Source organism: Candidatus Enterococcus leclercqii, from assembly GCF_009933135.1.
In the GTDB taxonomy this organism is placed as follows: domain Bacteria; phylum Bacillota; class Bacilli; order Lactobacillales; family Enterococcaceae; genus Enterococcus_C; species Enterococcus_C leclercqii.
In genome coordinates, this window is sequence record NZ_MAEH01000017.1 from 129,017 (window position 1) to 141,061 (window position 12,045).

Annotated in this window: 8 protein-coding genes; all 8 read right to left on the reverse strand. The window is 43.3% G+C overall.

Translation table 11 applies throughout. The features are described 5' to 3' along the window. Nucleotides 1–345: 345 nt before the first annotated feature. Nucleotides 346–1,125: a helix-turn-helix domain-containing protein gene (locus BAU14_RS11795; protein WP_161900313.1), complete on the reverse strand. Its 780-nt coding sequence runs from the start codon at nt 1,123–1,125 to the stop codon at nt 346–348. A 706-nt stretch (nt 1,126–1,831) separates the two neighbouring features. After that, on the reverse strand, nt 1,832–2,653 hold the full coding sequence (gene purR / locus BAU14_RS11800; protein WP_161900314.1) for a pur operon repressor: 822 nt from the start codon (nt 2,651–2,653) through the stop codon (nt 1,832–1,834). A 234-nt stretch (nt 2,654–2,887) separates the two neighbouring features. Beyond that, nucleotides 2,888–3,163 (reverse strand): hypothetical protein, encoded by a 276-nt coding sequence (locus BAU14_RS11805; protein ID WP_237580464.1) that lies wholly within the window; start codon nt 3,161–3,163, stop codon nt 2,888–2,890. A 16-nt stretch (nt 3,164–3,179) separates the two neighbouring features. Continuing rightward, nucleotides 3,180–6,434 (reverse strand): Mur ligase family protein, encoded by a 3,255-nt coding sequence (locus BAU14_RS11810; RefSeq protein WP_161900315.1) that lies wholly within the window; start codon nt 6,432–6,434, stop codon nt 3,180–3,182. Nucleotides 6,435–6,611: 177 nt separating this feature from the next. Beyond that, nucleotides 6,612–8,786, reverse strand: coding sequence for an LPXTG cell wall anchor domain-containing protein (locus BAU14_RS14280; protein ID WP_202622223.1), 2,175 nt, complete (start codon nt 8,784–8,786; stop codon nt 6,612–6,614). Nucleotides 8,787–9,379: 593 nt separating this feature from the next. Beyond that, on the reverse strand, nt 9,380–10,210 hold the full coding sequence (locus BAU14_RS11820; protein ID WP_161900316.1) for a metal ABC transporter permease: 831 nt from the start codon (nt 10,208–10,210) through the stop codon (nt 9,380–9,382). Next, nucleotides 10,183–10,863, reverse strand: coding sequence for a metal ABC transporter ATP-binding protein (locus tag BAU14_RS11825; protein WP_161900317.1), 681 nt, complete (start codon nt 10,861–10,863; stop codon nt 10,183–10,185). The genes BAU14_RS11820 and BAU14_RS11825 overlap by 28 nt, the downstream gene beginning before the upstream one ends. A 182-nt stretch (nt 10,864–11,045) precedes the next feature. Further along, entirely contained in the window at nt 11,046–12,038 is a 993-nt protein-coding gene (locus BAU14_RS11830) for a metal ABC transporter substrate-binding protein (RefSeq protein ID WP_161900318.1), read from the reverse strand. Nucleotides 12,039–12,045: the final 7 nt, after the last annotated feature.

Sequence of the window (12,045 nt, forward strand, 5' to 3'; positions counted from 1 at the left end):
CGTTATTTATGCAATTGGTACCACAAAAAAATGATTTGAGGGATAAATCGCGCTGAAAAACGCAGCTATCTCTGACTCTTAGCAGCTTTATTAGTTTTAGGAAAAGTAGTACACTTAAATTTCTCGTTGTTGTCATCACCACTTCCTTAACCTTAAACACCATGTTTCAAATTTTACTTTCTCTAATTTGTATCCGATAATTTGCTGGCAAGGTGATGTAAAGATGGTTCATATCCGTTTAAAAATAGCAAATATACATATATAAAAAAACAGATCGGTATTTAAAAGCAGCACTTACCGCTTTTAAATACCGATCTAAACTTACACTATTCAACATTTTTTTGATCAGCGGCTATGGATTTTGCACTGAAAATAATTTGCGGCATCAGCCTCCATCAGTAGTTCATAAAACCCCTGACACAGTACATAACCGACGCCACGGCGCGTTCGTATACTTTCCCCACCGAAACCTAAACCAGCTATTTTTTTCTTCATATTTCGAATAATAATCGAGATTTGGGCTAGCTTGTGGTCAACATCTGCCGAGGGCCACAGCATATCGCAGATTTCCTCCCTTGTCAGTGGAACATTTTGACGAATAAGCAACGCATTAAACAATGTTTGCTCTTGCTCGCTAAACTCACTTTTTAGCTCTTCCAGGAAGTTTGGCGGCAGTTTGGTTTCAAAACTAACTGCCGGATGATAGACCCCGTTAAGCATGCCTTTTTGATTTCTGGAAAGAGAAGAAAATTCAATGATGTTTTTGTTATTCCGCTTTTGAGCGGTAGTTAACTTTTCGCGAATATCCGCAATAGAATCACTATCCGCCAGCCATTCATCGATGCCTAGCTGCTCCCATTTTGCCAACTTTTCTTCATCTGGAGCCTGATGATCTTTTCGTACGATGGCCACATCATATGTGCTGAGCTGAGGAACAATTACCGCTACTTCGGCTTCTGACAGGCTTTCACTCAAAATTACAATTTTAAAAAAACCGACTAACTCTTTGATATCCATCTTATAGTTCAACAATTCCAGTACACTACATGAGCAGAATACCTCAAAATTCAGGGTCTGCAGATCCTGCTGAAACTGCATATCCGCTAAACAGTTTTTGGTCAACAATAAAACCTGGCTCATTCCTATTCCTCCAATCCTACAATAACTTCAGGGTACTCATACCAGTGATTCACACATGCCTTAACCTTGTGATATATTGACTAAATCAAATTAAAATTCTTCGATTCAAGATTATTCGGACAAATTCAAAAAAGCTAAAACCATGTGTTATAAAAAAGAAATATTTACCGCCTTTTCCTATGAGAACCACGTATATAGAATAACTATGTTTAAATATTAGTCGCCCCGTTTTTTTTAGTCAAGTTCAAATATTTTATATTTTTTAACATATCTGAGCTATCGCTTATTAAACGCTTATAAAACGATTTATTAAAGATGATTTATTACCGCAAATCATAAAATTAATATTAAGTTTTGTTCTCTCTAATGTTATATTTTTAAGCCATAAAACAACCGTTTTGAAAACATCTAACCGTTATTTTTTAAAAAAATATCAAGAAAACAGTTACAATATAATTTAATATTACATTTCACTAAATCCTCCGAATTGACGTGAAAAAGCAACAAAATTTGAAGAAATTCGATTGTTTTGTGATTCTTTTGTCTTTTGTCTAATAAAAAACGGTAGAACAGACCACAATGGCTAGTCTGTTCTACCGTTTTGCTTTTTGCTTTAGGATAGGAATCTCGTTTGATGACGTATCACTTAAAATCTTGTCACCCGACTTGCCCCAATTCCCAATCATTCAGTTCATTTCTCTGAAAAATAATTCCCAGGTACAACCGAGATAGTCTTGGTACGCGTGTCAACATCCTCTACGAATAAGAGGGAGGTATACTCATTGATTGCCCGCACGCCTTTGAATTTTGCTTCAGCGAAAACAGTGACACCTACCAGTTCGCATTCAAACTCTTCAATCAAGCTCTTCATCCCGTTGACGGTGCCGCCACCTTTCATGAAGTCGTCCACCACCAGCACACGGGATCCGCGAGCCAGACTGCGCTTGGATAATTCCATTTTTTCGATGCGTTCAGACGATCCTGACACGTAGTTGACACTGACCGTGGAGCCTTCTGTAATCTTTGAATCCCGTCGCACGATGACAAACGGCACATTTAAATAATAGGAAACTGCTTGAGCAATTGGGACACCTTTAGTCGCTACCGTCATGACCGCATCAATTTTTTCACCTAGGTACTGAGAGGCGATGATCCGTCCCACCTGACGTAGTAAATCTGGTTGGCCTAGTAAATCAGAAAGATAAACATAGCCCCCCGGCAAGAGTCGGTTTTGCTGACTCATCTCACCACAAAGCTCATTAATATATGCCAATGCATCCTCTTTAGTGATCTCAGGCACGAATAGCACACCGCCCGCTGCACCAGGTATTGTTTCCAGAATGCCCGTTCCACGCATGTTGAATGTCTTTTTGATGATGGCTAAATCCTCTGAGATTGAAGACTTTGCGGATTCATAGCGTTTAGCGAAAAAAGTTAAAGGAATCAGATCATGTGGATGTTCCAACAGGTAATGGGTCATATCAATCAGCCGTTCACTGCGCCGAATTTTCAAAATTGTGTACCTCCCGTTATTTTCTCGCCTTATTATACTGGTTTGTACGTGAAAAAGCTATCATTTTCTAGATTTTATAAGAAATAGTTCGGTAATTCGCCTTGAGCATTGCTTGATTTCCTTACACAACTATTCCTTGAAAAATAATAGTTGCAGGCTTCACCAAAGAAAGATCCAGCAACATTTAGTTACCGGATCTTTCGTCTAGATTCATTTTACTCAAACGTTTGCCTTTTACCATCGTCCTCGTCGGGGTTGATGCTGATTGATGTAACGTTTTGCATCTTTGGCGATCCGCTTTGGTGAATCATCCGTATCTACTTCCCAAGGATATAAGCCTTCCTCATTTTGCTCGTATTCGGGGAAGCTTTCCTCTTGTTTCCTTTTTCTGCGGGTGAATCGCTGGTAGATGAAAGCAGCTGAAGTCATCAATAGAAACAAGATTAAGGCAACGCGACGAAGATTTACATGACTCAAGACATACAATAACCTTTCACTGATATCTGACACCGCCATCTCTCCTTTCTCACACTCGGGCTACGACTGGCTCCGTGACTAAGCGCTTCAACAACCTTTCACTGATTTTATGGTAATCACTTCCTGAAACAGAACCCTTCAATAAAAGTAAACTCTGATCCGTGACTTCTTCTAAAACTCTCGCTACATAACTGTCCATATCCGAAAACCAATCCGCCGGAATCCTGGTTTTGGCGACCACCACTTCCATCGCTGACCCGTAAGCCAAAAGTAGATCTGCACCTGAAGTATCAATAATTGGGACCAATTCTTCATGCAGCTTTTCTGTATGTTCACCCAAATCCGCTACTTGTCCCAATACCAAGATTTTCCTTCCACTATAATAGACAGTCTGTTGGGCAAAGGCCCTAATCCCATTAACCATTGAAGGAATTGCTGCATTATGGGTGTCATCAATGATTGTCACTTGTTTTCCTGCTAAACGACCGCTGTGCTTCTCCATAACTTTTGGCAGGCTTTTGAAAGTCTGTAACCGCTCCATGTATCGTTGTGGATCCAGACCCAGACTGCACAAGGTGAGAAAAGCCGCCATTGAATTTTCAATCATTCCATCGCTGGCAAGAGACAATTGATACGTGTAACGGATGCCCCGATATGCCACAGTCACCTCTGTCAATTCCTTTAGTGTCTTTCTTTGGACCAGATATAAGTCAGCATCAGATTTTCCCGACATGCTGTAAGTTAGCAACTGTCCTGTTGTCTTTCCAGCTTCAAAAAGGATAGATTCCAGTAGCGTCGAATCAATGTCACCGTTTATGATGGCAGTGCCCCCTGGTACAAGTCCTGCAAAAATTCGACTTTTGATTTGCGCAATGACATGTAAGTCCTGAACCCCGCGAACGTGAGCAAAATCCACAGAAGTCAAGATAGCAATCGTTGGTTCAACAAGCAAACTCTGCGGCCCGCGATCTCGGCTATTCAATGCATTCAATGAGATTTCCAACAGCGCTATTTCCGGATTTTGAGCCAACTTTAACAGATACAGCGGAATCGCCAAGCGGGTATTATGATTGCCTCTGTTGCTCAAAATCCGATATTCTGGTTTCAGTAACTGCTCTAGCATCAGTCGCACCGAACTTTTCCCCACTGAACCGGTAATACCGATTACTGGTCCAGTAAACTCGCTTCTTAGAAAAGCAGCTACCTCGTACATAAATTCCCAGACATCAGGAACAATGAACTGAGGCAATTTATCTCTTAGACTTTCAATTGGTCGTTCTGTCACCAATAAGCCAAATTTTTCATGATTTTGGCGGATGAACTGTTCTCGATGTTGCCATTTGACAGCCTTACCTGTAATTTTTTCAATGCGTTCATCAGACAGGTCGAGAAAAGCCCGTTGTAGATTGATCTGCTTCACATCCGCCGGAAAATATTCAAAATCAGTGATCTCTTTGAAAGACATATGGCCCTCATCAAAAAACACGCCATTAAATTGCTGAAAATCGGCCTTTTTTAGCCCGGTTACTGGTGCAGTTACTGACGAGATAGACGTTACTGGCTGTAGCGTACCAGCTGGCTCTCCTGTTTTTACTTCAGTGACAAGTGAACCACCAGCTTCTTTCACAGCTGCTTTTCGTCGCAATAGGCTGTAATTGATCAAGCCGGAAAGAAAGTGCTCGGCATCATCAATTCGCATCCGCATTCGATCATGTCGAGCATAAAATCCATACGCAATTGTCTCTGGTTTGGCGAAATACATCGCATATTCCGGCCACATAATACCTGTACGCATTTCGTGCAGCGCCCGCTTTTCCTGCACTTTTTGTAATTGATGGTATTCTGCTTTTGAAAACAACTCGTCTTGCCCCTCTGTCTCCTGGATTCGATCAAACATTCGCTCAGCCGCACACAGCAGTTCCAAAAAAGTCGGATAAGCCGTGTCTCTGTTCTCCATGAAAGTCAGATTTTCCAGAGCATTTTTCACCCCAAAGCGGAAATATTCCTGCTTTGGTACGTAACGAGTCAACTCATTGACAGAATAACTGAGCCAATGATCATGATACCGCTCATAGCCTTCTCTTACATAACGATCCATCAGCAGCTCCCCCAGCTTCAACCAACGAGAATCTTTCGTCAAGGGATACGCCCGCATCAGCGCAAAGAGTGCCTCACCATCGTAATATACAATTCGAAATTTTTCTTTGACTTGTAGGCTCTCGGTCAAAACGTGGGTTGTTCGTCCTTGTTCGTCGATAAACACTTGCAGTCCTTCCAGTAAATTCAAAAGGATCGGGTGGTAAAAATCATAGCCTGTCACTGCCTCATATTTAGCCAAAGCTAAAATCGCGATGGCCTGTGCCCCCAGTTTCAACTCAACTTCCTGTTTGACCCTTTCTGCGATAAACAAATGGCCCTCTTTTTCCACGCAAAGGTGTTCTAAACCCCAATCCAATGCACTTTCGATTTTGGTTAACTGCTCGAGGTCGAGTTCCGCCGCAGTATCTGATGCCAGGTACTCTGTTGCTTCTAACAACGCATAAAGGCTAGAAAAATGGCGGACACTGTTGTAACCGGGCAGTTGTTTATCATAAGCCGGATAATAACCATAGCAAAAGGAGCCCTCTGAATGAATCTGCTCAAAAAGATAGTCCGTACCTCGCTGAATTGCCACCGCCAATTGTTCCAGTTGATTTTCTTTTGTAATCTGTCGCATCCCTCTGCCAAAGAAATCCGTTTCCAAAGGTAGCCAGTGACCCGCCTCGATAAAAACTCCGGTCGTTTCGAAAAATTCCCAAGTATCATCAAAATAGGCTAATGGATTCGGAATGATTCGCTGATATCGCCGTTTGAGATAGCCGCGGATATTGATGGCATTCAACTGTAGTCGAGCAGGATTTTCGCCGACTTTATGTTCTTTCACCGGGGTTAGTAACGCATTTCCGCTGATTTCTTCTGGTAAAAAACAACAACTGCCATCTTTCTTAAAGGAAACACCAAATTGAAAATAGTTATTACGTTTCACTCTGGCAAAACGTCGGATTCCTTCTGAGGCTGGAATCCGTTCACTGCCCGTTTTGATGTCAATTTTTAGCCACCGGGGCAACGGCCGATACCTGTCCAAATAGCGCAGCAGCTTTTGCCAAGTCCGCTCAAAATCCGGCCCACTGGTAGACCAGACATCTCCGCGCTTATTTTGGCTACATACAGTTACGAACAGGACCGTTTCTTTGGTATTTGACAGTTCTTTGTCTCGTAAAAACTCCTTGATTTCTTCCAATAGTCGGCGTTTGCTTTTTTCCATCTTTCTTCACTCCCTATTTGACAGTCGTTTGCGGAGCCGCCGAATCTCCAAGGACAATCACTATTCTTCACTAACTTGAAAAACTAGATTTTTGGTGTGCCCTGCTTTTTTCCGGTAGTGACTGAAGGGTGACTGAAAATATTCCCAGTCACCCTTGTGCCTCAAAATAGAAGCCGCTTATTTTCTTCTATTACGTTTTTTGAACAGCCCTAGACTTGTCAGAATTGCACCTACCCCCATCGCTGCCATACTTGGATCAGCAACAGCACCAGCTTTTGGCAAGCTAGCAGACTTGCTTGCTGTTGGGGCCCCCCCACCTGCTTTATTGTAGTAATGGTTGTCAGTATTGTTGGTGTTGGTGCTATTGTCAGTATTATTTATGGTCGTACTGTTGTCCGTGTTGTTCGTAATATTATTTGTAATATTGGTATTCCCATCCGCATCTGAATCTGAATCGGCGTCGGCGTCAGCATCAGCATCTGAATCTGCATCCGCGTCGGCATCGGCATCAGCATCTGAATCGGCGTCAGCATCAGCGTCGGCGTCAGCATCAGCGTCAGCATCGGCGTCAGCATCCGCATCCGCATCTGCGTCGGCATCCGCATCGGCATCCGCATCGGCGTCAGCATCTGCATCCGCATCGGCGTCAGCATCAGCATCTGCGTCGGCATCAGCATCAGCATCCGCGTCAGCATCCGCGTCAGCATCCGCGTCGGCATCCGCATCAGCATCTGCGTCGGCATCCGCATCGGCATCCGCATCCGCGTCAGCATCCGCATCGGCGTCAGCATCCGCATCCGCGTCGGCATCGGCATCAGCGTCGGCGTCAGCATCAGCGTCAGCATCGGCGTCCGCATCGGCATCCGCATCTGCGTCGGCGTCCGCATCCGCATCCGCATCAGCATCTGCGTCGGCATCCGCATCGGCATCCGCATCGGCATCCGCATCCGCATCCGCGTCAGCATCGGCATCGGCATCCGCGTCAGCGTCCGCATCGGCATCGGCATCCGCGTCAGCGTCGGCGTCAGCATCCGCGTCAGCGTCGGCATCAGCGTCAGCATCCGCGTCAGCGTCGGCATCCGCATCTCCGTCTGGAATATCAATTACATTTGAATCACCATTATGGTTATAGACCAAGTAACTGTTAGTGGAAGTATTCTTCAGCGCAAATTTCCCTTTTCCCATGGCCAAATCAATATAAGAACTAGCATAGGTATTGCTGATTGAGATTGATGTGTCTTCATACCCATTGTCGTTAATCGTGATATATTGTCCGGTAAAGACATGATCGACAACGATATTACTCAACCCTGGATTCCATCTGACGTGAATATATTGGCCAAAATAAGTATTGGAGACTTCGCACTCAACCAAAGAGCCTGATCCCGCGGCCAAATAATTATCAAAATAGGAATCTTTAATCACTAATGACGTTAAAGATTCCAGTCCATTGACATCTACCAAATTTCCTCGAACACCATCGTACACAATGCTTTGAGGCGCATCGACACTGATTAGAACCGTCCCAACAGAATTGTTTTCCCGTACAATTAATTTATTACCGCTAAAAGAAGACCAAATTTTCTTGCCAAAGACATTATAGTCAACCCCGTCCACTGTGATGGTCCCTTTTTCAACAAATGCACTCGGTCCGACATCTGTTGGTGTTTCGTCTTGGCTGAAGTGAGTTGTTCCTTGGATATTATGGATTGTACTATTATTACCCGGGATGTTGCTGCCGGCGTAACGACACTCATTCAAATATAAGTCAAAACCCGTTTTGTTCGAATTCGCGTGAACGGCATATTCAGTTATGCTATCACGATTGACAAAATCACAATCATCGAAATTAGCTGCAGAAAGATTGGTATTCCCAACAATATCCACAATCCGATTGAACTCACAGCCGGAAACTTCCAGTGTTGTTAGCTTCGTGTTATAGCTGAAATCTGCCTCAGCAGCAAAAGTACAATTGGTAACTTTGATAGTCTCGGCATTGTCTAGATAGTCCAAACTAGCAATGTCAGTAATTGATGCATTATTAATTTCGATTACTTTAGCTGCTTCCAAGCTATAGTTCTGTCCGTTGATTACAATTTGGCGATTTCCCGTACCCCCAGTAAAAGTCACCGTCCCACCAGCCGGGATTGGAATTGTAATATCATCCAATACTACATAACCTTCCGCCTCTACATTTGCACCATAAGCTGCGATCTCTGCATTAGCGACAATCCCATTTGGTAATGTCATCAAAAGTGGTGCTGCCAACATCGTCCCACAGACCAGCATCTTCGCTCGCTTTTTTTGTTTTGCACGAGTTTCAATCATTTTGCGATAATCTTTTCTTTTCATTTGTTTCCTCCTTATTTACGTTACATAACTACACTGTACAAAATCAAAATACTTGTAATATGACAGTTGCCCAACCAAGGCCCAGTGCATGTTAGAAACCAAAAACTTCACAACGGTACGAAAAAAGCCGAGTACGTTTTTCTTCACACCTACTCGCTTCCCCCTAAATTGTATCACGCACCCCTATATTTTTATTCAAAAAAGAAAATAAATAATACGTATATTGATGACTATTAAATATAAATCCCCATTAAAAAAGTGATTATCCAAGTAACTATCAAAGGTTAATATAGATTCACAATTTTATAAATCGTCACAAAAGTAGAATTTTACTCTGCTCTATGAACATTATGTGAGAATCAGAAAAAGATTATATATCATTGTATTTTCTCAGCTCTTTTTGTTTAAAAAAGTGAATTCAAATAACGTTAAATAACATTAAAACACCTTCACAAAACAACTATTCGCAGGTAAAAACAACAAAATCACTAGTTAATTAATTGTTACATTCATTTTTTGTGAGAGCACACAAAAAAGCCTCTCGAAAGACAAGTTTCGAAAGGCTTTTGTGAACTATAGAATTTTTTACAAAGTCAGTTCAACCGCCGTCCTCGCTGAACTCCAATGACCACACGTTTGACTAGGTTCACTATCAAAAACAAAGCGATAAAGACCAGGGTAATCGTCGCAGCTGGTGGTGAATTCAGATAAAAGGAACTAATTAGGCCGCTGATCATGCCAATCAAGCCAACGATAATACTGATCACGATGACTGTGTTGAAACTTTTTCCAATCCGCATACTGATCGCTGCCGGCAAAACCATAATTGCTGAAATCAGCAGTGCTCCTGCGATTGGAATCATCACGGCGATAGCGACACCGGTCAAGACATTGAATGCCATAGACATCCAACGTACCGGTAATCCGTCTACATGGGCAGTATCTTCATCAAAAGTCAGTACATACATCGGGCGCTTAAACAAGGCAAACAAGATAGCTGTCAACGCGAATAAGACGCCTAAAGTTACAACCTGCTGAGTGGTGATCGTCACGATGGAACCAAAGAGATAAGACTGAATACTGGTGGCAGAGCTGCCTTTAGAAAGGTTCATCAAAACCAGTGCTAAGGCCAAGCCCCCCGCCATCAAGATTGCGATAGAGATTTCTGAGTAGGTGCGATACATGGAGCGCAGATATTCCATCAAAATCGCTGCAATTACCACAACAATCAATGTCGTCAAGCTGGGATTGAGGTTCAGGAAAAAGCCCAGAGCCACCCCTGCCAATGAAACATGGGACAAGGTATCGGCCATCAAAGACTGCCGCCGAATCACCAGAAAGACGCCCAACATCGGCGCGATACCAGCAATAAAAACTGCCGCCCAAAGAGCTTTAATCATGAATTCATATGAAAACAACGCCATGGAGAATCCTCCTTTCGCACCAACCGAATTTGTCGGTCAGCGTATTCTTTGATATCTTCGTGGTCATGGGTAATCATTAAGATTCCCTTACCATGATCATGGGCATTGTGCTGTAACAAACGGTAAAACTTTTTACGACTTTCCTCATCCATTCCTGTCGTTGGTTCATCCAAGATAAACAAGTCTGGATCCGTCGCAAAGATTCGCGCCAGGCTGATTCGTTGTTTTTGTCCCCCCGAGAGTTCACCGATGCGCTTGTTTCGCATTTCCCACATTCCTACTGCATCCAATGCTCGTTTTACGTGCTCGTGGTCTTTTGTAGACAGACGCTTAAACCAGCGATCCCGCGGGTAACGGCCTGACTGCACCAACTCCAATACAGTGCTGGGAAAGCCGGCATTAAAGGATGCTACCTGCTGGGGGATATAGCCGATACTGATTTTTTTGCCTTCTGTATTGGTTTTTGCCAATGTCACTGTTCCTTTGGCGGGTTTCAAGAGTCCCAGAGTCGCTTTGATCAAAGTCGACTTAGCGGCGCCATTTTCCCCGGTCAAAATCACAAATTCACCGGCATTCACTTGGTATGAAATATCTTCTAAGACCGGCTCATCATCATAATAAAAAGTCAGGTCCGAAACATTGATATACTGCAATGCATTGCCTCTTTTCTTTCAAATCAGCTGTACTTTTTTACAGCCTGCTTCTATGTCATCAGTGTTCCTTAAAACGTGGCAAAGAACCAAAGCCCCTCTTAGGCTGTGGTTCTTTGAGTGTATCATTATTCCCTCAGTTTGTGCAAAGTCCGGATCGTAGACAAGCACTGGAGCAGAATTACTTACTTGATACTTTCTTTTAGAGCTTTCAGATTGTCTTCCATAACCGAAAGATAATTTTCGCCAGCTTTCATCTGCTCGTTGGTCAAGCTTTCCAGCGGATTGAGGACTGACAATTTGACGCCTGTTTCGTTGGAAAGGGTCTCAGCAACTTTAGAATTGGCATTTTCTTCAAAATAAATCACCGAAACGCCATGATCTTCAACAAAGTGCTTCAATTCAGCTAATCGTGCCGGCGTTGGCTCCTGATCTGGTGAGATACCCGCAATGGATTCTTGGGTCAGTCCGTATTGGTGAGCCAAATAGCCAAATGCCGCATGTTGTACCAGAAATGTCTTGTTTTTAGCATCTTTGAAGGCTGCCTGATAGTCAGCATCCAGTTTTTCCAGCTTAGCAACGTAAGCGGCAGCATTCTGATCGAAGGTTGCTTTTTTCTCAGGGTATTTTTCCCCCAGTTCTTTAGCAATTTCCTGAACTTCTTTGATTGCCATCACTGGGTCCGTCCAGACATGGGGATCTTTGCCATCATGGTCGTGTTCGTCTTCATGATCGTGACTTTCTTCAGCTTCGTGGTCGTGATCCTCTTCCTCCTCATGATCGTGACCATCACCGGAAGCTGCCAACAAATCAATCTCGTCCCCGGCTTCAATCACCAATGTCTTGTCTTTATTCAAGTTATCTTTGACATTGTCCATCCACGTTTCAAATTCGTCCAGATTGTATACGAGGACATCGGCATCGCTGATAGCAGCCATGTCTTTGGCGCTTGGTTCGTAATCATGGGGCTCAGTCCCTGCCGGAATCAATAACGAGACCTCCCCTTCATCACCAACGACTTCTTTGGCAAAATCGTACATTGGATAAAATGTCGCCACTACTTTGATCTTTTCGTCACCTGTCGCAGGGTTGCTGCTTGAAGTGGTTTTGCCGCCACCACACGCTGCCAATAATAAACTGCTAAATACAATCCCTGCTCCTAGTAAAACTTTCTTCATTTATATT

Bases quoted from the DNA above. Each gene is read 5' to 3' on its own strand.
- BAU14_RS11810 (WP_161900315.1), bottom strand. From the start codon at position 6,434: ATGGAAAAAAGCAAACGCCGACTATTGGAAGAAATCAAGGAGTTTTTA.
- BAU14_RS14280 (WP_202622223.1), bottom strand. From the start codon at position 8,786: ATGAAAAGAAAAGATTATCGCAAAATGATTGAAACTCGTGCAAAACAA.
- BAU14_RS11820 (WP_161900316.1), bottom strand. From the start codon at position 10,210: ATGGCGTTGTTTTCATATGAATTCATGATTAAAGCTCTTTGGGCGGCA.
- BAU14_RS11830 (WP_161900318.1), bottom strand. From the start codon at position 12,038: ATGAAGAAAGTTTTACTAGGAGCAGGGATTGTATTTAGCAGTTTATTA.